Below are 21,639 nucleotides of genomic sequence, written 5' to 3' on the forward strand. Positions count from 1 at the left end.
CCATGTCCCCCGCTGGCGGGGGTGCAGGGGTGGACTGGATTTCTCCATCGATTCAACTATCAATTCCGGAGGCTGCCATGATACAAAGAAATTGTGTTGTTTTTACAGTATCAGCAATTCTTTTTCTGATAGTATTTTCCATCCCATCGTTGATAGCAAGCCATGAAAACTCAAATAAACAATCATTCAAAAGCTCAATTCCGCAATCTACAATCCAAAACTTGTCCTCGACTTCGACCGGGGATCCGAAATTAGACTCGGCGGCATTTGCCCAGAAAACAAAGAAACTTCAAATACCCTTCTTAGCCAATAACGGCCAGGTAGATGAACAGGTGAAATTCTATGCCAATACTTTTGGCGGAACTGTGTTCGTAACGAAGGACGGTGAGATTGTGTATTCCTTGCCGAATAATAGTTCAGATGTAGAGACGCAATGCCTTGCGTCTTCAATGCGTTCGCCCAATGGGATACACAATGCAAAATGCAAAATACAAAATACACGAAACATGTCAAATACCACAAATCGTTTATCGTGCATCTTGCATCATGAATCAAACATCCCATATTGCACCAATTGTCTTTTAGCATGCCTTGCTAAACATACCGGACGAGACACCCAGGGAGTTGCCATTAAAGAGACGCTTGTAGGCGGCAGAGTTCAGGAGATAACTGGAAATGAAAAGGCTGTAACAAAGGTGAGCTATTTTAAAGGAACCGACAAATCTCAATGGAAAACCAATATTTCAGCATATGATGTAGTATCGCTTGGAGAAGTCTACGACGGTATAGAACTCAAATTAAAGGCGTATGGAAATAATGTAGAGAAGCTTTTTGTGTAAAACCAGACGCAAACCCCGAACAAATACAGGTAAAGCTCAGTGGTGTAATAGATTTGCGGGTAAATAACGAAGGACAGCTTGTGGCAGAGACAAAGCTTGGGGGCGGTAAAGTTTACAAAACCCGTGGCATATCAGGAAATAAACGGCAGACGAGTGGACGTGGAATGTAAATATACGATTGCGGATTGTGGAATGCAGAATGCGGAATGTAAAACAAATCTGAAATCCGAAACCCGAAACTTGTCCTCGACTGAGATCGGGGATCCGCAATTAGAATACGGCTTCACCGTAGCAAGCTACGACTGCACAAAAGACCTCATCATCGACCCCCTGCTGGCATCCACGTACGTGGGCGGGTCTAGTAGTGGTGATTTTGGTAATTCTCTCGCCCTCGACACAAGCGGGAACGTATATGTGACGGGGTGGACTTATTCATCAGACTTTCCGACGACGAGCGGGGCTTATGATACCTCTTTTAATGGTTATATGGATGTCTTTGTCTCGAAGCTGAATAGTGGATTAACTAGTTTGCTGGCATCCACGTATCTGGGAGGGTCTGGTGGTGAGTCGGGGTATTCTCTTACCCTCGACACAAGCGGGAACGTATATGTGATGGGGTATACTGGTTCAACAGACTTTCCGACCACGAGCGGTGCTTATGATACCTCCTATAATGGTGGTAATTATTATGGTGATGTCTTTGTCTCGAAGCTGGACAGTGGATTAACGAGCCTGCTAGCATCCACGTACCTGGGCGGGTCTAATGATGATATTGGTAATTCTCTCGCCCTTGACACAAGCGGGAATGTATATGTGACAGGGAATACTTCTTCATCAGACTTTCCTACCACGAGCGGGGCACATGATACCTCTCTTAATGGTGGTTATTATGATGTCTTTGTCTCGAAGCTGGACGGTGGACTGACGAGACTGCTGGCATCCACGTACCTGGGCGGGTCTGCTGATGATTATGGTAAATCTCTTGCCCTCGACACAAGCGGGAACGTATATGTGACGGGGAATACTCCTTCAACAGACTTTCCGACTACGAACGGGGCATACGATACCTCTTTTAATAGCGGCAGTGCCGTCTTTATCTCGAAGCTGGACGGTGGATTAACGAGCCTGCTGGCATCCACTTTCTTGGGCGGGTTTGGTGATGATCGGGGTTATTCTCTCAGCCTCGACACAAGCGGGAACGTATATGTGACGGGGCTTGCTGGGCCAAACTTTCCGACCACGAGCGGGGCATATGATACCACTTTTAATGGTGGTTATGCTGCCTTTGTTTCGAAGCTGGATGGTGGATTAACGAGCCTGCTTGCTTCCACGTTCCTGGGCGGATCTAGTGAGGCTTGGGGTTATTCTCTCTCCCTCGACACAAGCGGGCGTGTATATGTGACGGGGTTTACTACGTCAACAGACTTTCCGACCACGAGCGGGGCATATGATACATCCTTTAATGGTGGTTATGATGTCTTTGTCTCGAAGCTGAACAATGGATTAACGGGCCTGCTGGCATCCACGTACCTTGGTGGGTCTGATTATGATTTTGGTAATTCTCTTATCCTCGACACAAGCGGGCATGTATATGTGACGGGGTCTACTGGATCAACAGGCTTTCCGACGACGAGTAGTGCATATGATACCTCTCATAATGGTGGAAGTTATAATGTCTTTGTCTCGAAGCTGGACGGTAATCTTTCTGCCTCTGCTGCAACCACACCTACCCCTTCGCCCACGCCTTCACCTGCACCAACACCGTCTCCAACAACAAGCCCAGAGGAAGAAAACCTCCTGGAAAAATACGCGCCGATTTTGTATATGCACTCTAAGGAGCGATTACATCCTACAAATGTTAAAGTAATGTTGGAAAATTCAGAACTATACGAAAAAATATGTAAAAAAGAAAAAAAAAGATGGTACGTGTAAAAAATATAAAGGAGAACAAGTAGATACAAAAGATAAAAAACTTACTACAGATTTGTTAATGAATGATTACAATATGGATGATTACAATGATGATAACTATTATTATCTTCAGCTAAAAAAGAAGGCAGAGAAGAAGGCAAAAAGGAGGAATGGAAAGAACGACAAACTGTTTATGGCCGTAAATTTATTAGCGAAGAGGATAAAACAAAAACAGTGCTTCAATATTGGTTTTTTTATGTTTACAATGATTGGAGCGGCTCTTATGAAGGCGGTAATAAGCACGAAGGGGACTGGGAAATGATCCAGATTATTTTAGACAGCAATAAGCAGCCATGGAAAATTACCTATTCTTTTCATCGTGGCGGGCAAACATTCTTATGGGATGACAAAGAGGTAAGCAAAAGCGATGATGGAAATCACCCTTTGGTATATATGACTTTGGGGGGCACGGGTGTTGGAACAAACCTGGAAATCACAAGTGGTATCAAGAACCTGCAACGTGCATGGATTGTACTGATGAGACAGCTGATAATGGTGACGTATTACATCCGGATACTATGTCTAATGCTGAAATTGATGAAATAAAAACGAGTACAAAAAAATATGCTTATGTAATTGAAGACATGACTGATTGGACAGAGGAAAATCAAGATTGGATATATTGGAAAGGGTACTGGGGAAAGCAGACTAAAAAGAAAATGAATAACAAAAGAGATTACGATATTATATACGGGTATAATTCCGGTCCCTCAAGTCCGCCCTACATTGATTACATAGATGATGAAATAGGTGGTCGTTGGGAAAAACCAATATTGTGGGCAACAAGTCCTAAGCCATCAGATTATGAAATTTGTGCTTCTTCCAATATCAAAATTATTGCCCATGATATAGAGGGTAATGTTTCGAACCTTTTGGATAATTGTTCGTTTGATACTTCTTGTGGTGGATGCGCAACCATTAAAATATTGTATTCAGAAAAGGACCAGATATTTGAAGTCTATTCCCTCGACGGCGAAGAAGTAACCCTGAAAATCAGCAGATACAACAGGAATACAAAGGAAGTGTGCGAAGTGGAATTTGACTGGCTTGAAATTCCCAGGAACGGCAAGGCAACACTTAGATTTTCTCCAGATGAAAACCCAAATCTTGAAATGGAAATTGACCACGACCTTAATGGAATTTTTGATTATCGTGTATCGCCAAATTATGTATAGTTCAGATAAATAATAACCAGAAATTTAAATTAACAGGTCTAATGCCTTTATTAACACGTGTTTTCCCTTTACAGTCAGGAAAAGGAAGATTGAAGGGTAAACGTTACGGCATTGCTTTTTGTTTGTCATTTTTAATACTTATCGGGAGCATTCCCGATTTTTTGTAAAAATGTCATTAGCAGGGGGGAGGGGAAGAATAGTAACTCAAGCTTCCAGCTTGAGGGTAAAACACCACAAGCAGGATGCTTGTGGTACAATGTACAATTAGTTAACCAAAAATCGGGAATGCTCCTGTTCAAACCATGTCCCCCGCTGGCGGGGGTGCAGGGGGCATAAGCGCTAACTTGTTTTAGGTATGCTCGAAGTATTTTGATATCTGTGTTTTTCGGATTCTTGTATTTTCTGCTAAAGAACAAGCAATGTCATTCCAGCACTTAAGAACTTCCTGTAATGATAACGCTGGTTCTATAGCCCGTTTTACTTGATTAAGCATAAAAGCAAATTCACGCCATTTGCTTTTAGTCTTCTTGCTTGACAATGAAGTATCCCCAGGGGGAAAAAGACGTAGCAAAATCTATTAGTTTTTCTGTCAAAAGAGCAACGAATAGTTTGCCATAAAGCCAAGCTTTTGAGCTATCATCATCGTATTTAGGTAAGTGTCCAAATTGTGCTATTTGTTTAAATCTTTTAAAGACCAGTTCAATTTGCCATCGAACTCGATACCATTCTAAGATATCAAAAGCGGTAAATTGATTTTCAGGAAACGTTGTGAATACTATTACGTACTTGGCATAAATAAGGGTCTCCGGTTTTAGTTCAATGCCCTTTTTGCTTGCATGTCTTTTAAGTTTTTTATGAGCTATTTTAATGGCTTCTTCTGTTTTGTGTATTATACAAAGACGACCTTTGACATATTCAGTATTATCAACGTTTGGAATAAAAACGTTCCATGATTTTATAGCAAGGGGTCTTTTTAAATATTGGATTTCTTTCAATAAAGGAAAGGGTTTCTTTTCTTCGCCGAATATCCGTAGAGATTGCGAATTAACTCTAACGCTAAGATAAGCGCCTTTCCTTGTTGCATGATGAATTCCTTGGCCAGTACAGTAACCTCTGTCAGCTATAATATAATCATCTTTTTTCATCGGAAACTGCCGAAAAGATTCTCCTGTGCCTTCTCCTTCAGTTCCCGTAAGTTTAAAGAAATCGCAAGATAATGAAGGAACCTCAATACTATAATGAATGCGCCAAAGACTTCCTGTTTTCCCAGGTTCCTTTACTGTTGTTGCATCAAATAAGCGAAGATGAAAATTATTCCGTTTATTAATTTGGAGGCCACGCTCACGGAATAAAGATAAACATAATTTATATAGCCATTCTTTGCTCTTTTTTAATCGCTTTAATAAGGCAACATCGGATAAATCTGCTAAGTTAGCACGCTTGGCTAGAACTACTGTTTCACGCAATGAATAGCCACATCCTAAATGAATTAATAATGTTCGAAGAAGCTTTTCTTCAGATTTATCCTTGCGCAAGCCTTTTAAAGCATTTGTATCAACGGCTAAACTTTTCCAATCGTTTGGGAAGAAAGTTCTTAGAAGATCCCAATCTTCTCTCATCATGGCTTTATCCTCCTATAGAGTGATTAGCGGGATAATTAACATAAAAATACCATGATGAATAAAATTTGTCAATAAAACAAGTTAGCGCTTATGGGTGCAGGGGGTGGACTGGATTTCTCCATCGATACAACTACCAATTCCGGAGGCTGCCATGATACAAAGAAATTGTGTTGTTTTTACAGTATCAGCAATTCTTTTTCTGATAGTATTTTCCATCCCATCGTTGATAGCAAGCCATGAAAACTCAAATAAACAATCATTCAAAAGCTCAATTCCGCAATCTACAATCCAAAACTTGTCCTCGACTTCGACCGGGGATCCGAAATTAGACTCGGCGGCATTTGCCCAGAAAACAAAGAAGCTTCAAATACCCTTTATAGCCAACAACGGACAGGTAGATGAACAGGTGAAATTCTATGCCAATACATTTGGCGGGACGGTGTTCGTGACAAAAGACGGCGAGATTGTGTATGCGTTGCCGAATAATAGTTCAGAGTCGGGAGTTCGATGTTCGAAGAATCAAGAGGCAAAATGCATGATTCAGGGTCCACGAAACATGTCAAATACCACAAATCGTTTATCGTGCATCTTGCATCATGAAGCAAACATCCCATATTGTACCAATTGTCTTTTAGCTGGCATTGCTAAGAATATCGGTCAAGACACCCAGGGAGTTGCCATTAAAGAGACGCTTGTAGGTGGCAGAGTTCATGAGATAACTGGAAATGAAAAGGCTGTAACAAAGGTGAGCTATTTTAAGGGAAATGACACATCTCAATGGAAAACCAATATTTCAGCATATGATGTAGTATCGCTTGGTGAAGTCTACGACGGTATAGAACTCAAATTAAAGGCGTATGGAAATAATGTCGAGAAGCTTTTTTGTGTAAAACCAGATGCAAACCCCGATCAAATACAGGTAAAGCTCAGTGGTGCAAAAGATTTGCGTGTAAATGACGAAGGGCAGCTTGAAGCAGAAACGGAATTGGGGATGGTTAAGTTTACAAAACCCATAGCATATCAGGAAATCGATGGGAATCGGGTGGCGGTAGATGTTGAATACGACATTCAGAATCCAGAAGTCGGGAGACGGAATCAAAAAATTCCAAATTGGAAATCAGCAAGCTACAATAAAACACGGACAAAAAAGTTTGTCCATTCCACCCATAAACACAATCCAAATTCTGAAATCCAAAATCCAAAATTGGAGTACGGCTTCAAAGTCGCCTCTTACGACAAAACATATGAACTAATCATCGACCCCCTACTAGCCTCCACATACCTAGGCGGGTCTGATAATGATTATGTTTATTCCCTTGCCCTCGATACGAGCGGGAATGTATATGTGACGGGGTATACCAAGTCATCAAACTTTCCTACGACGAGCGGGGCATATGATACCTCTTTTACTGGTGGTAATTATCAGGAACATGTCTTTGTCTCGAAGCTGGACGGTGGATTAACGAGCCTGCTGGCATCCACGTTCCTGGGCGGGTCTGATTATAATTGTGGTTATTCTCTAGCCCTCGACACAAGCGGGAATGTATATGTGACGGGGAAGACCGGGTCATCAGACTTTCCTACGACGAGCGGGGCATATGATACCTCTTTTACTGGTGGTAATTATCAGGAACATGTCTTTGTCTCGAAGCTGGACGGTGGATTAACGAGCCTGCTGGCATCCACGTTCCTGGGAGGGTCTGGTCAGGATTATGGTTATTCCCTCGCCCTCGACACGAGCGGGAATGTATATGTGACGGGGTATACTATGTCATCAGACTTTCCGACGACGAGTGGGGCATATGATACCTCTCAAACTGGTTCTTCTGATGTCTTTGTCTCGAAGCTGAACAGTGGATTAACGAGCCTGCTGGCATCCACGTACCTGGGCGGGTCTAGTGATGATTATGGTTATTCCCTCGCCCTCGATACGAGCGGGAATGTATATGTGACGGGGTATACTAAGTCATCAGACTTTCCGACGATGAGTGGGGCATATGATACATCTTTGAGTCAAACTGGTTCTCATGATGTCTTTGTCTCGAAGCTGAACAGTGGATTAACGAGCCTGCTGGCATCCACGTACCTGGGCGAGCCTGGTTATAATGAGGGTCGTTCTCTTGCCCTCGACACGAGCGGGAATGTATATGTGACGGGGTATACTATGTCACCACTCTTTCCGACTACGAGCGGGGCATATGACACCTCTTATAATTATGGTTATGATGTCTTTGTATCTAAGCTGGACGGTGGATTAACGAGCCTGCTGGCATCCACGTATCTGGGCGGGCTTAGTGATGATTATGGTTATTCCCTCGCCCTCGACACGAACGGGAATGTGTATGTGACGGGGCAAACTGAGTCATCACGCTTTCCGACTACGAGGGGTGCATATGATACTTCCGATAGTGATGATTCTGATGTCTTTGTCTCGAAGCTGAACAGTGGATTAACGAGCCTGCTGGCATCCACGTACCTGGGCGGGTCTAATGATGATGAGGGTTATTCTCTCGTCCTAGACACAAGCGGGAATGTATATGTAACGGGTTGGACTAGCGGAGGAGGCTTTCCGACTACGAGTGGGGCATATGATACCTCTTATTATTATGGTTATGATGTCTTTGTATCTAAGCTGGACGGCAATCTTTCTGCCACATCAGCAACACCAACACCAACACCAACACCAACACCAACACCAACACCAACTCCAACTACGTGTACTGACAGCTACGAGCCTAACAACAGTACGTCTGAAGCTTACGGACCTTTGCGTTCTGGATCGAGTTACAGTGGCAAGATTTGCTCGGATAGTGACGTGGATTGGTTTAAGGTGAATATAACAATCGAAGGTACAATATCACTGTCCTTAACGGTTCCGTCTTCCAATGATTATGAATTAGAGCTGTATGATGCTTCTTATGCGAAAATCGTCAGTTCTACTAATGGGAGTGGTGTGAGCGAGTCGATTGACTACGATGCCACTTCAACGGGAAATTACTATATCAAGATATACGGATTCAGTGGCTCATCGAATACTACAAATTCATATACACTCACCTATACGTATACGTCTAAGACAACACCAACCCCTACAACAACGCTTACTCCAGGTGGTCACACTGCTGCCTTATCTGTAAGTCCGTCAGAAGTATCTCTATATGATTCTGTTGTAGTAACAGTCGTGGATTGGGATTTAAATACAACCAGTAGCTATGCCGATACTGGAAATGTGAGAATTAAATCAAATTCAGATACAACAGGCTTCTATCTTGGGTTAATGGAAATGAATGTGAACTCTGGCAGTTTTAAGGGTACATTCGTGACGGGCGATACGACAGACTTGTCTGCATCTCCTCGAAAAATAGGTGTTGGAGTAAATGATACTATAACTGTGTCTTAGGCACTGTAAATAAATAAAGGTATCAAGTAGATCAATTTCATGCTCTGGAAACATGCAATCAAGGCTTCAAAGTGAGACGTTAATTTATTTACAGCGCCTTACTCAGATAATCTAGATGCTGATGGTAATAGCACAACAATAACAAATACGGTTTCAGTAACGGGTACAACTGGAACACCAACCCCTACAACAACGACAGAACCAAAGGTTGCGGCAGGGGATTCACACACCCTTGCCCTAAAGTATGACGGCACAGTCTGGACATGGGGACATAATGGGGATGGGCAATTAGGGGATGGAACATTTACCAACAGGACTACTCCTGTTCAGGTAAACGACCTCAGTGACGTCATTGCCATTGATGGTGGACAGCATCATCACAGCCTTGCAGTAAAATCGGATGGTACCGTATGGGCGTGGGGGCATAATGATGATGGTCATCTGGGAGATAGAACGTACACAAACAGAAGTTCCCCCGTGAAGGTAACTGATCTCAGTGGTGCTATCGCAGTTGCTGGTGGAGATTCACACAGTCTAGCCTTGAAATCAGATGGTACCGTATGGGCGTGGGGAGCGAACTGGTATGGACAATTAGGAGATGGTACAACCGCAGACAGCACTACACCTGTTCAGGTAAGTAACCTCAGCGATGTTATTGCCATTGCTGGGGGTGATAATCACAGCCTTGCTTTAAAGTACGATGGTACTGTCTGGGCATGGGGTGAAAATGCTTATGGTAAATTGGGAGACGAGACAGAAACGAATAGAACTGCACCCGTGCAGGTAGGCAGCCTCAGCAATGTTAATGCCATAGCAGTTGGCGACCAGCACAGTCTGGCACTAAAATCAGACGGCACGGTCTGGGCATGGGGAAATAACGAAGGCGGTCAATTGGGAGACGGAACAACTACAAATAGAAATACACCCATACAAGTGAATTTCTACGGCCAGTATATTACTACGATCGCGGCTGGATATAAGCATAACCTTGCTGTGGATTCAGAAGGTTATGCTTGGGCGTGGGGGTATGGTTGGGATGGTCAGTTGGGAGACGGGGCTAACGCAGATAGCTACATTCCTGTGCAAGTGATAGGACTTCGCTTTGTTACGGCCATTGTAGCTGGCGATTGGCATAGCATTGCCGTGAAGTCAGACGGCACGGTCTGGGCATGGGGGTATAATGGGGATGGTGAACTGGGAGACGGTACAACCTCAAGCAGAAGCACCCCGGCTCAGGTTGATATTAATTTAGGTCAGGCATCAGATTGTGGCGAGACTAATATAATGAGCTGGTCTGCCGCCAAATTGAAAATTAAAAGAAAGAAAAGTAAAGATATAACCATAACAGCCGCTCAAGGTGATGTGATAGAAGATGATAATACCATTTTTAAATGTCCCGTTGAAGGCCTGACGGTTACTGCAGTTGTTGATAGTAAAACTGAAGGAAAGAAGCTCATATCGGTTTCACCAACAAGCGCTGTAACTGATGAAAACGGTGATGTGACGTTCACGATAAAAGCCAAGAATAAAAAGGGAAATGCAAAGGTCTATTTTTCAATAGAAGAATGGGGTGAGTGGGTAACTACGGAATTATCAGTAAAGGTAAGGTAACTAATCCATGATATTTGTAATACATATCGGATATAATTTTGACGTAGGAAAATTTTCTGCTATCGAGTGCAGTGAAATGAGGGAAGGATAAGGGAAATTTATTCGCACAGGTTTCATGGTATTTTTTAACTTGTCAATTCATCTTAAAAAAGAAGGGGAAAAAGCCATGAAAAGAATTGCTTATAAAATGGTGGGTGAATTAGGGGACACTTCCCATATTTCTTGATTGATCTGGTGGAATAATAAGGGAAGTGTCCCTATATTTCTCGGAGAGGGCGAAATCTGTAATCGTATAAGTAGAAAGAGAAAAACGGTAGAACTATGCGGTGTCGTCGGAGTTAAGAGTGACGGTATGACTGTAAAAGGTATATAAATGAACTTGGGATGTCTAATTATTCAGGTTGATGACCGTAACGCAACAAGGAATTGTTACGGCTAATAGGGATAACTTCAGTATTGAGACACTTCCCGTATTTCAGAAGTTAATCTGGGAAGTGTCCCTCTATTCCCCCTCTATTCCCTATAGTTAAAGGGAATATTAAGTGAACTTCGGCGGGAATAAATTATTGGAGAATTAGGGACACAGCCCATATTTCTTACTTTATTTGGTGGGGAAATAAGGGATATTTCCTATATTTCTATATTTTAGAATAAATGTTTAAGGCTGATCTGCAGCAAACAAAGGGAAAATCCATAAACCACATACATAACAGGAGGCTATAATGCTAATAAAACATCCTTTAAAGAAAAGGCTTATTAAATCTGTTTTGTTATTAATGGGACTGGTAATAGCGCTAACCCTTTACCCATTGACCAAAAACAACTCAAACCTTGCTAATGATCAGGATATAGTCAGCAATTCAAATATCCTATACCTCTCAACTATCAATCCTGGTAAGGATTGGCAGACTACCATAAGCATTACAAACTCAGAATGTAAATGCAAACAGAGAAGGGTTAACGCAACGCTTACCGCATACGACAAAGATGGTTTATCCCTTGAGGTTATTAAAAACGTTATTAGGCTTAGAGCAAATAAAACAAAGACCTTTCATTCTCAAACATTACCCACCGATGCTGAATCCTTAAGGGTTGAGTCAAATGGCAGCATTATATGCAATGCAATTTTCAAAACACGTGATGGCACAAAATCAGAGGTAGTCCCTGCCATCAAAGAATCATCCAGACAGCTCGATTTCCCGGCGCTGCTCAGTTACGATGACCTCTATATATACAAGACCATTACCCTTTTAAACCCAAACACAAACCCCGCAAGTATTGATATTGTAGCCTTGGATAAGGACGGATATGAGATAGACCTTAATGATTTACCATCCCTTTCGTCAATGGAAAGCAAAACCTTCTCCCTCGTGGATATCTTTGACCCAAGAATATTAAAAGACCTGTCAACGGTGAGGGTCAATTCAGATAGTAATATTATTGGACTTCAGCTTGTGGACTATCCCGCGGTTGACCTTGTTGGGCTTCCGGCCCTGACCACCACCAGCAAGGGCTGGACGTTTCCAATAGCAACCAAAGGAGAAAACTTCGATTTGTGGACAAAAGTGGGTATTTTAAATCCTTGTAATAACATAGCCAATGTTATCATTGAGGCATTTGATACCAGCAGTAACTCACTGGGGATTATCCATAGTCAAACCATTTTGCCGGGTGTAACCTATGTTATCAATACCGCTAATATTGATACTATCGAGGGAGATGCCATACCTTCAAATACCGCTATTCTCAAGATCACTTCTACCCAGTCTGTAATTGGGTATGAAGTCATTGGTGTTCTAAATGGCAGCGGTCTTTCAGCAGTTATGGGGATTCCTGACGAAGACCAAACTTCGGTGGGATTTGAGCTAATCGGTTCAATGGACGGAGAGGTGCTTAATACCTATTCAATGATGCGGATGGGCGATGGGAGCGTGAAGTCAACGGTTGGGAGTTTGGGGAGTGAAGAATGGAGAAAAAATGTAAACATAATACCCGACACCTCAGAAATAATCTCTGCACCAACAGCAGTCAGTGAAATAAATGAAAATGAATGTGTTCCTCCAAAACAACTTAATTCAAAATACTGGCTGGGATTTCCACTTAAATACCCGCCTTCTAAAAACTGGACTCCATACACTGCCAATATAACCAGTGTTTTTGACCATGCTATGAAAACACTGGATGGAAAGAATCATGTGGTGGCATATACGGGGGAAGGAGGTTCTAAGAAAGCAGATGGTACATGTGATAAAAATGGTAATGGATGCGGTTATAAGAAAAGCGATGAAAGCCCATTTATTATAAACAATCATTATGTAGGCGTTAAATCGTCCGGCAGCGCAACGGTTTTACAGTACGATGATCATCGGGGATACGATTACCCTGTTAGAGAAGAGCGTGTCTATGCTGCGGCTGATGGATGTGTTCATAAGGCACAATGGGATAAGGAAAATGGTGTGGAAAATGGTGGTGGTTATTATATAAAGATAAAGCATAACACAAGCAATGGTGTCTACTATACTAGTTATCTCCATTTAAAAAAAGATTCTTTTCGGGTGGGTAAGGGTGACACTGTGACGGCAGGACAATGGATTGCCGTATCAGGTAATACAAGTACAAGTACAAGTGGCGAAACATTCCCCTATCACCTTCATTTCGAAGTGAGAAAAACTTATGATCTACAAGGGAATGTTGTTGACCCCTATGGCTGGCATCCATCGGTAAAAACTGATGATCCATACACAGGAAAAAAGAAAGAAACCCTTTGGGAGGCGGCAACTGAACTTCCACAAATTACCTCAATAAGTCCTTCAAGTGAAGGTGCTGGCACTTCAGTAACGATAACGGGCAAGAGATTTGGTGCTGGAGCAGGTACGGTAAAATTTGGTACGGTAAAAGCCGAGGTCACTTCATGGGGTGATACTGAAATAGTTGCGACTGTGCCTGATGGTAATGGAGAAGTATATGTAAGGGTGACAACTGCCGGAGAAGAAACAGCAGTAACAAGCACAGGAGATGATGATGAAGAGAAATATGTATTTACATACACATCATCACCAACTACTTGTATTGCGACAGTTTCTTCAGGTCAGTGGAAGGGAGAATACTACAACAACAAGGATTTAAGCGGCAGTCCAGTCATGACAAGGGACGATGGAAGCGGGAATCTCAATTTCGACTGGGGTAGTGGTAGTCCAAATAGCTCTAGCCCTTGTGTCATAGGCACTGATGATTTTTCCGTTCGCTGGACGAGGACGGTTTCTTTCGATGCAAACACCTATCGTTTCAAGGTAACGTGTGACGATGGTTTCAGACTTTACATAGATGGCATTTCGAAGCTTGAGAAATGGATCGATCAAGGCTCAACAGAGTACACGGTGGATGTATCACTTTCGTCAGGGAAACACACTATAAAACTGGAGTACTATGAGGCTGGCGGGGGCGCAGTTGCGAAACTATCATGGGAGGTGGCATCATCTACAATTTCCGTTACTTCTTTTAAAATCAACAACGATGCATCCAGCACAACGAGTCGGACGGTAACGCTGAATAATATGGCAACGGGTAGTCCTACACAATATATGGCAAGTGAATCATCCAGTTTTAGCGACGCCAGTTGGCAGACGTACTCAGTGAGTCCAAGCTTTAGGCGCTGTAAATAAATTAACGTCTCACTTTGAAGCCTTGATTGCATGTTTCCAGAGCATGAAATTGATCTACTTGATACCTTTATTTATTTACAGTGCCTTACCTTGAGTTCAGGTAATGGAAATAAGACCGTATACTTTAAGGTTAAAAACAGTGCTAATACTGAATCATCAGTGGTGAGTGACAGTATTACCCTGAGTGAGTCTACTTCCTGCACTGCGGCAGTTTCTTCAGGTCAGTGGAAGGGGGAATACTACAACAATAAGAATTTAAGCGGCAGTCCAGTCATGACAAGAGACGATGGAAGCAGGAATCTCAATTTCGATTGGGGCAGCGGAAGTCCAAGCAGTTCGTGTGGTATAAATAGTGACGATTTCTCAGTTCGCTGGACGAGGACGGTTTCTTTCGATGCCAACACCTATCGCTTCACGGTAACGTGTGATGATGGTTTCAGACTTTACATAGATGGCATTTCGAAGCTTGAGAAATGGATCGATCAAGGCTCAACAGAGTACACGGTGGATGTATCACTTTCGTCAGGAGATCACACTATAAAACTGGAGTACTATGAGGCTGGCGGGGGCGCAGTTGCCAAACTATCCTGGGAGAAAGTATCCAGCAATTCCTGCACAGCCACAGTCTCTTCAGACCGATGGAAGGGAGAATATTACAACAACAAGGATTTAAGCGGCAGTCCAGTCATGACAAGAGACGATGGAAGCGGGAATCTCAATTTCGACTGGGGTAGCGGAAGTCCAAGCAGTTCGTGTGGTATAAATAGTGACGATTTCTCAGTTCGCTGGACGAGGACGGTTTCTTTCGATGCCAACACCTATCGCTTCACGGTAACGTGTGATGATGGTTTCAGACTTTACATAGATGGCATTTCGAAGCTTGAGAAATGGATCGATCAAGGCTCAACAGAGTACACGGTGGATGTATCACTTTCGTCAGGGAATTACACCATAAAAATGGAGTACTATGAAGCTGATGGGGGCGCTGTCGCGAAACTATCATGGGAGGTGGCATCATCTGGTAGTGTGCCTGGCAGCATTACCGACCTTACAGCAACGCCTGAGTGTGATGGCACTGCGTCTCAGGTACGGCTGAACTGGTCTGCGGCAAGTAACGCAACCTCGTATGACGTCTACCGCAACGGCAGTTTGTATTACAGTGGGGTATCAGGGACACAATTCATAAATAGTTCCAATATTACAACTGGAATGTCTTATTCTTACTACGTTCAGGCCAAGAACTCTTATGGTTTTACTAACTCCAATACTGTTTCTGCAACGGCAATAACTTGTGTCAGCAATATGCCTGGCAGCATTACTGACCTTACGGCCACAGCTGAGTGTGATGGTACAACTTCTCAGATACGGCTGAACTGGTCTGCGGCAAGTAACGCAACCTCGTATGATGTCTACCGCAACGGCAGTTTGTATTACAGTGGGGTATCAGGGACACAATTCATAAATAGTTCCAATATTACAACTGGAATATCTTATTCTTACTACGTTCAGGCCAAGAACTCTTATGGTTCTACCAACTCCAATACTGTTTCTGCAACGGCAATAACTTGTGTCAGCAATATGCCTGGCAGCATTACTGACCTTACGGCCACAGCTGAGTGTGATGGCACAACTTCTCAGATACGGCTGAATTGGTCTGCTGCAAGCAATGCAACCTCGTATGATGTCTACCGCAACGGCAGTTTGTATTACAGTGGGGTATCAGTGACACAGTTCATCAATAGTTCCAATATTACAACGGGAACGTCTTATTCTTACCATGTCCAGGCCAAGAACTCTTATGGTTCTACTAACTCCAATACTGTTTCGGCAACGGCGAAAACTTGCGGCGGGTCTACCAGTCAATCAGAGCGCATTACTAACGGCAGCTTTTCTTCCGGTACAAGCGGATGGACGCTATCGAGTGATTTTTGGGCAGGCACAAATCTTTCTAACTATCGCACCTCACCGGGCTATGCAGCGGGAGGCGTAGACAGTAGTGGAACGCCAAAAAACAATGCGTATGGTTCCATGTACCAAGCAGTAACTATCCCATCCAATGCAACTTCGGCCACTATCAGTTTTTGGTATAACATAACAACATCAAATGAATCAGGATATGATGCGCTCTACACAGTTATCAAAAATTCTTCGGGGAGTCATTTAGCAACAGTTGCTACCTTCAGCAATGCCGATAAAGGAACATTAGGAAGTTACAGCAAAAAAAGCCTTGATGTAACCTCATACAAAGGGCAGACCGTCACAATATATTTTCTGGCAATGACTGATTCTGCTAATACTACGGTATTCAGAATTGACGATGTCAGCCTTATGTCTGATGGAAATTAAGAAATTTTCCTTTTTTTAAGCTGAATACAATTTGTACGTTTTGTAAAAACGAAACATTTGTGAATGAACAAAAGGGGTCAAATGAACAAAAGGGGTTACACCTTGATTAGTGATTTAATTTCTTCTAATCGTTTATTAATTTCATTTTCTTCAGATATCTTTGATTTCATAATAGTTACTCGCCAACTTATGGAAGAATAACCAAGACCAAACAAATTCCCGATTTCCTGGTTATTAAAAATATTCCTTCGCTCATTTTCTCGTGATAAGATGTGATAGTAAGCCACTTCAAATTCTATGCGCCATTGTCTTGTCATGTCAGACAAGATAGCAAAATTACCTTCTATTGCCAACAGCATAATCACTAATCAAGGTGTGACCCCTTTTGCGCCTCCCGAACAGTACGATTGGTATGCTCCTGGAGTTGGCTTCATCAGACAAATCATTAAAGAAACGCGAGAAATGATAATAAACAAGTCAGGGTATCTCCGTGGAGGCTCTGAAGAAATAACTGTGCAATTGGAATCATTCAAAAAATGATGCGAAGCCAAGAGACCGTCAGGATAGAGGAAGGAATTGGTATATTGGTTTTAATTTCTCAACCTTATATAAATTTTATCAAGGTAATTTTAGTATAAAGATATACAGGCGATCACCATGATTACAAAACAAGACTATATTTTATATTTGTTGATCTTGCTTGTCCTTTTTGAAGGTTGTGCAAAAAGATATCCTCTTGGCACGAAAGAAGAACAATGGCAAGCCTTGAGCCCACAACAGCAGGCGGAACATACTACAAAGCAATAGGGTGCATTCCCGATTTTTTGTGACTTCCGCCATGTTTTAATAAAACGTACAGTAGTGTTAACCCTGACAGGGTTTCAAACCCTGTCAGGGTTGTTTTGCCCCGACTCCATGAACGCTTACAAAAAATCGGGAATGCTCCCAAGCAATATCAGATAGACGAAGAAAGAAGAAAAAGGCAGGAAGAATACCGGCAGCAAAAAGAAAGAGAAGATGCAGAGGCGATAAGATTAGAAAAGGAACGCATTTTACAGCTTTATAGGAATGCGCGTTACGGCGATATTATTCAGGTGAACATATCTGGAGGCAGCATTGCCTTTATCGGAGAAAGAAAAGGTTACGAACCTTTGTCCTTCGATCTGGTGAGAGGCGAGAGGAAAAGGATTCCATTCTATCACCACGATAAACAAATAACCTATCAAACAGACATCTGGGTAGCGTATGACAACAACGCCTTTTATTTTGATGTTGGAGATGACCAGAAATATGAACAGAGTACAGATAAGATAGTTATTTTAGATAATGGACGCTGGGATGAAGGGAAGACATATCGCCCAAAAACACTCGATAAGAGCACCTATAGTCAGGCGCATGGCATAAAGGTTTTTATACGGTATAAACTATTGCCCGGTATGCAACGAAAAGGGGCGTATCATTATTACCCGCCTCAATGAAGTGAGTTAATTTCTAAATTATCTTATAACTGTTGTACGGTATTTGTGCTAAATTTGCGCTAAAATCAATCCAAAAGGATAGAATTAATTGAAATGAATAGAATTGATATAACTCCAACAATCCCTGAATTTTCAAGGTAAAACAGGAAACCAGCCCAATATCAAGGACTTAAGAATTTTCAATATTTCACATTTGTAACCTGAACCCATGAGTTTATACGGATAATGAGTCCATGTACTGCTGTTAAATTCCAATGCCCAAATCACAAAATCCCTGCTCGGAATTTATTTGTCATTTGTTCTGCCAATAGAAGGCTGGATTAAAAGTATGAAACGTTTGGTTCAGGGTTATGATAGTAAGGAAAAACAGCAATACTTCTATTGGTTGATAGAAAAGGGAATCATTGTTTCCTTAACAAGCGATTATTTCTTCATGTGTTTTTTCAATTCGTTTACGTATTGCGGCAACTGTCTGTACAAATGCTTTTTCTTGCGTGCTTTTGCCTTTGATAATGCATAAGAGGCAAGTATTGGCGTTGCAATTGTTGCGTCACAATAGACAACTACGTGGTTCTTTATCTCTTCTATCCGCATTTTGCCCCACGAAATAGCTTCACTAGGCGTTGCCCCGGAAAGCCCGCCCCATTGAGGCGCATCGGTGGTAATCTGAATAAAGTAGTCATGCCCCCCCTTATTTATATCGAGTATTTGAGCAAGGGTCGGCTGGGTTTGCATATAGAAGTTTTTTGGCGAGCCGCCTCCAATGCTTACTACACCATTTAATGTGCTGTTAAATACTATAGCAGTGGATTGAATAACATCAATATCGGTATCGATTACAAGGTTGTTTCCTTGTAATTTCAGATACGACAAATTCATGCCGATGGATGAATCTCCGGGCGATGAAACGAAGACAGGTACATTATATTTTGCTGCCTGCGCGACAAAACTCAATTGCGGTGACGACGTTTCGGAGAGAACCGCCTTCCCTAGCAGATAATGAAAATCAGCAGTAGAAATAGGTTCAGTATTTGAAATCCCCTTTGTTACGTCCTGGATAAATTTGTCGGTCTTCAGGAGCAGTTCATCGGTGATAAAAATATCATAAATTCGTTCAATACCAGCATGATATAATTCGGTATCATCCACCCGGAAATCTCCCTGATGAATGGGCAAGTTTAAGGCAAAGTGGAGATCGTGGTAGAGATTGGCGCCGGTAGAGATAATAAAATCAACAAATCCTTTTTCCATAAGGCTTATGAGAGTTCCGCCCATGCCAGTGGGGGTCATTGCGCCGGAGAGCGTTACGCCGACGGTAACATCTTTGCTAAGCATATGGCAGTAAAGCTTGCAGGCCTCTGCGAGTCTTCCTCCATTAAATGCCCCCGAATGGCTAAATACGTCAACGAGATCACTAACGCTCATCCCCTTCTTCAAAAATTGCGGAAGTATTTGCGGTTTGCATAAATATTTTCTTTGTAATTGACACTGGTTCGTTCGTTTTGTTTTATCAGGCATCGTTGAAGACTCTTTATTTTTGTTAAGGTTTCTTATGAAAAATATTTACAATAAACTATCGTACCTAATCCGTAACAATATAGTTTTTTGAAAAAGTAGGGGCAAAGAGCGATAAAATATATATCACAGTGCCAGTTGAGTCAATTGAATAATAAAAAATGTGGTAACTCTTTGGTTTTTTGAAAAAGGCTTCATCTTTTATGATTACAACAACGGGAGAGAGCACAGGATTTCTTTTTGTATATTTTCGGTAGTAATAGATTCCAGACAGATTTTCGGAAAACAGGTTTTTCTTACTTCATCAGAACAAGGGCTGCATGATGTTGGGCGGTAACATATGTTAACTGATTTTCCGCGAGGACCCCATACTGCAGGATCGGTAGGGCCAAATATTGACAGCATAGAAATTCCCATTGCTGCGGCCAGGTGGGTAATGCCGGAATCATTGCCAATAAAGAGGTCGCACTGTTGTAATATTGCGGCGAGTTTTGGCAGTGGTTGATTATCGATTACGCAGATATTTTTTTTGGGTAAATTACCGGCATTTTTGGCGACCACGGTATCTGCCGGCCCCTTTATAATAAAAATTTGTGCGTTAAGACGCTCTATTAACCAATGAATTATTGAAGAGTAGTTTATGAAGGGCCATGATTTGTGGATACTGCCGCTTCCGGGATGGATTGCTATTGTTTTTTGTCCGGCATTGGGGGCGTTATCTCGAAAAAAATCCTTTCCGGCTTTCAGGTCTTCCTCATTCAGGTAGATAATTGGCGAAGTGTTTGAATATGGTATTTCCAGTAATTTCAGGAAATTCAGAAAATGATTACTGATATGAACTGGTTCTGAATTATTGGGGAAAGGATTATAGCAAAGAACCTTTCGTGCCCCGGATTTTTTAAGATTTTCGGAGAAAATGGTATCCTTATCAGAAACAAACGCAATGATTAAATCAAATTTTGAAAATCTTTTTGTTAACGTATCAGGGAGTAACGCGTTTTTTCTGAATAATGATGAAACATCTGACTGATCAAATCTGCTCATGGCATTGGCATAGAAACGGCCATGAACGATTTCCAGATATGAGGGATAGCCCATAATTTCAATGTATGCGTTTGGAAAGTATTCTCGCAAAGCATGCAGGGCGGGTAAGGTAATAATAAGATCGCCGATAGCGCAAGGGCGTAGGATGAGTATGTGTTTTTCTGGCGGCAATTTCTTTGCAATTTTTGACAAAATATTAAACGATGAAATACGAAACACTCAATTTAATCCTCCCCCTTTTGGGGGTAAGGGGGAGGATTTTTGGGGTTTGTTTCGTGTTTCGTTCGTACTTCGAATTTCGTTTTTTTTATTTCGTGCTTGTTTGGTTCTGGCTATGCCAGCTTAAGAAACAAAGTGAAACAATTTTAATTTATTCAGAGTCACATCCCTTCTCTTCCCTCTTCTTCTTTATCATTTCAGAAACCTTTTCTACAAACTTGGGGTCTCCATCTTTTTCTGCTCGTTTTCTGGCTTCTTCTTTGATTTTTTTCACATCGAGGATGTCACCCATGCACTCTTCGGCAGAACTGCACCACTCAACACAGGTGGGCACCTTGTCTTTAAATATGGTAGTTCCGCATTTCGGGCAATCTGCCTTTTCCTCGTCACTCCACATTTCAACATCACAGCCGCAATTATTACATTTCCGGTCGATTGGTGTAGGGGTAGCGTTTCTTATACTACCGGGGCATTTAACTTTAGCCATTCCGTTTCTCCTTTATTAAGGGGTAATGCTTTTTCTTTATTAAGCACCTTCATTATGTATCTTCATCTAAAATAAAATCCTATGTGAATTTGCTTCTCAGGTCAAGAATTTTCTCAATAGCAAGTCGACAAAGATCAGAGATGAGGTGCATTCCCATATTCTAACAAAAGAATAACAGAAAATTTCATAGAGCGGCAAACCCGCAATCAAAATGTTACGGATTTTGTAATTTGGGCATTGGAATTTTACCGCATTACTTGACCTCAAAAT

At 42.0% G+C, this 21,639-nt stretch carries 16 protein-coding genes; 11 read left to right on the forward strand and 5 right to left on the reverse strand.

Features of this window, described 5'->3' with window-relative positions; all coding sequences use genetic code 11:
* The first annotated feature begins 77 nt into the window (after window positions 1-77).
* The 5 genes from M5U24_RS12140 (at window position 78) to M5U24_RS12160 (ending at window position 3,985) form a co-directional block, all read left to right on the forward strand.
* Window positions 78-839 (forward strand): hypothetical protein, encoded by a 762-nt coding sequence (locus M5U24_RS12140; RefSeq protein ID WP_298202579.1) that lies wholly within the window; start codon window positions 78-80, stop codon window positions 837-839.
* 96 nt (window positions 840-935) lie between these two features.
* Entirely contained in the window at window positions 936-2,771 is a 1,836-nt protein-coding gene (locus tag M5U24_RS12145; protein WP_298202581.1) for an SBBP repeat-containing protein, read from the forward strand.
* Window positions 2,772-2,829: 58 nt separating this feature from the next.
* Window positions 2,830-3,072, forward strand: a complete 243-nt coding sequence (locus tag M5U24_RS12150; RefSeq protein WP_298202584.1) for a hypothetical protein — start codon at window positions 2,830-2,832, stop codon at window positions 3,070-3,072.
* Window positions 3,069-3,356, forward strand: a complete 288-nt coding sequence (locus M5U24_RS12155) for a hypothetical protein (RefSeq protein WP_298202586.1) — start codon at window positions 3,069-3,071, stop codon at window positions 3,354-3,356. The genes M5U24_RS12150 and M5U24_RS12155 overlap by 4 nt, the downstream gene beginning before the upstream one ends.
* Window positions 3,329-3,985 (forward strand): hypothetical protein, encoded by a 657-nt coding sequence (locus tag M5U24_RS12160; protein ID WP_298202588.1) that lies wholly within the window; start codon window positions 3,329-3,331, stop codon window positions 3,983-3,985. Before M5U24_RS12155 ends, M5U24_RS12160 begins: the two co-directional genes overlap by 28 nt.
* A 518-nt stretch (window positions 3,986-4,503) precedes the next feature.
* On the opposite strand, the gene M5U24_RS12165 is transcribed toward M5U24_RS12160, so the two are convergent.
* Complete coding sequence (locus M5U24_RS12165) at window positions 4,504-5,607, reverse strand: IS4-like element ISCku3 family transposase (RefSeq protein ID WP_099326527.1); 1,104 nt, start codon at window positions 5,605-5,607, stop codon at window positions 4,504-4,506.
* Window positions 5,608-5,758: 151 nt separating this feature from the next.
* On the opposite strand from M5U24_RS12165, the gene M5U24_RS12170 reads away from it, so the two are divergent.
* The 4 genes from M5U24_RS12170 to M5U24_RS12185 all read left to right on the forward strand — a co-directional run bounded on the left by M5U24_RS12170 (window position 5,759) and on the right by M5U24_RS12185 (window position 16,626).
* Window positions 5,759-9,007, forward strand: a complete 3,249-nt coding sequence (locus M5U24_RS12170) for an SBBP repeat-containing protein (RefSeq protein WP_099326528.1) — start codon at window positions 5,759-5,761, stop codon at window positions 9,005-9,007.
* Between the two features lie 138 nt (window positions 9,008-9,145).
* Window positions 9,146-10,618, forward strand: coding sequence for an RCC1 repeat- and reductase domain-containing protein (locus tag M5U24_RS12175; protein WP_315850896.1), 1,473 nt, complete (start codon window positions 9,146-9,148; stop codon window positions 10,616-10,618).
* A gap of 722 nt (window positions 10,619-11,340) precedes the next feature.
* A complete protein-coding gene (locus M5U24_RS12180; RefSeq protein ID WP_099326530.1) occupies window positions 11,341-14,280 on the forward strand; it encodes a peptidoglycan DD-metalloendopeptidase family protein in 2,940 nt (979 codons plus the stop codon).
* 30 nt (window positions 14,281-14,310) lie between these two features.
* On the forward strand, window positions 14,311-16,626 hold the full coding sequence (locus M5U24_RS12185) for a PA14 domain-containing protein (protein ID WP_099326531.1): 2,316 nt from the start codon (window positions 14,311-14,313) through the stop codon (window positions 16,624-16,626).
* Between the two features lie 95 nt (window positions 16,627-16,721).
* Here M5U24_RS12185 and M5U24_RS12190 read toward each other — a convergent pair whose 3' ends face one another.
* Window positions 16,722-16,952, reverse strand: a complete 231-nt coding sequence (locus tag M5U24_RS12190) for a hypothetical protein (protein WP_157820712.1) — start codon at window positions 16,950-16,952, stop codon at window positions 16,722-16,724.
* A gap of 331 nt (window positions 16,953-17,283) precedes the next feature.
* Between M5U24_RS12190 and M5U24_RS12195 the strand changes: the two genes are divergently transcribed.
* Window positions 17,284-17,433: a hypothetical protein gene (locus M5U24_RS12195; RefSeq protein WP_157820713.1), complete on the forward strand. Its 150-nt coding sequence runs from the start codon at window positions 17,284-17,286 to the stop codon at window positions 17,431-17,433.
* Window positions 17,434-17,528: 95 nt separating this feature from the next.
* Entirely contained in the window at window positions 17,529-18,104 is a 576-nt protein-coding gene (locus M5U24_RS12200; protein ID WP_099326534.1) for a hypothetical protein, read from the forward strand.
* Window positions 18,105-18,527: 423 nt separating this feature from the next.
* Here the strand turns inward: M5U24_RS12200 and speY are convergent, their stop codons facing one another.
* From speY to M5U24_RS12215, 3 genes are all read right to left on the reverse strand, one after another.
* The gene (speY, locus tag M5U24_RS12205; protein ID WP_099326535.1) at window positions 18,528-19,622 is read right to left on the reverse strand and encodes a deoxyhypusine synthase; all 1,095 of its coding nucleotides are present in this window, start codon (window positions 19,620-19,622) and stop codon (window positions 18,528-18,530) included.
* 204 nt (window positions 19,623-19,826) lie between these two features.
* A complete protein-coding gene (locus tag M5U24_RS12210; protein WP_298202591.1) occupies window positions 19,827-20,882 on the reverse strand; it encodes a glycosyltransferase family 9 protein in 1,056 nt (351 codons plus the stop codon).
* 151 nt (window positions 20,883-21,033) lie between these two features.
* Complete coding sequence (locus M5U24_RS12215) at window positions 21,034-21,369, reverse strand: hypothetical protein (protein ID WP_164994956.1); 336 nt, start codon at window positions 21,367-21,369, stop codon at window positions 21,034-21,036.
* Window positions 21,370-21,639 lie beyond the last annotated feature (270 nt).

The sequence above is a fragment of the Candidatus Kuenenia sp. genome, assembly GCF_027493735.1.
Lineage (GTDB): Bacteria > Planctomycetota > Brocadiia > Brocadiales > Brocadiaceae > Kuenenia > Kuenenia stuttgartiensis_A.

Bases quoted from the DNA above. Each gene is read 5' to 3' on its own strand.
- M5U24_RS12140 (WP_298202579.1), top strand. From the start codon at position 78: ATGATACAAAGAAATTGTGTTGTTTTTACAGTATCAGCAATTCTTTTT.
- M5U24_RS12150 (WP_298202584.1), top strand. From the start codon at position 2,830: ATGAATGATTACAATATGGATGATTACAATGATGATAACTATTATTAT.
- M5U24_RS12155 (WP_298202586.1), top strand. From the start codon at position 3,069: ATGATCCAGATTATTTTAGACAGCAATAAGCAGCCATGGAAAATTACC.
- M5U24_RS12160 (WP_298202588.1), top strand. From the start codon at position 3,329: ATGTCTAATGCTGAAATTGATGAAATAAAAACGAGTACAAAAAAATAT.
- M5U24_RS12165 (WP_099326527.1), bottom strand. From the start codon at position 5,607: ATGATGAGAGAAGATTGGGATCTTCTAAGAACTTTCTTCCCAAACGAT.
- M5U24_RS12170 (WP_099326528.1), top strand. From the start codon at position 5,759: ATGATACAAAGAAATTGTGTTGTTTTTACAGTATCAGCAATTCTTTTT.
- M5U24_RS12180 (WP_099326530.1), top strand. From the start codon at position 11,341: ATGCTAATAAAACATCCTTTAAAGAAAAGGCTTATTAAATCTGTTTTG.
- M5U24_RS12185 (WP_099326531.1), top strand. From the start codon at position 14,311: ATGTTTCCAGAGCATGAAATTGATCTACTTGATACCTTTATTTATTTA.
- M5U24_RS12195 (WP_157820713.1), top strand. From the start codon at position 17,284: ATGATTACAAAACAAGACTATATTTTATATTTGTTGATCTTGCTTGTC.
- speY (WP_099326535.1), bottom strand. From the start codon at position 19,622: ATGCCTGATAAAACAAAACGAACGAACCAGTGTCAATTACAAAGAAAA.
- M5U24_RS12215 (WP_164994956.1), bottom strand. From the start codon at position 21,369: ATGGCTAAAGTTAAATGCCCCGGTAGTATAAGAAACGCTACCCCTACA.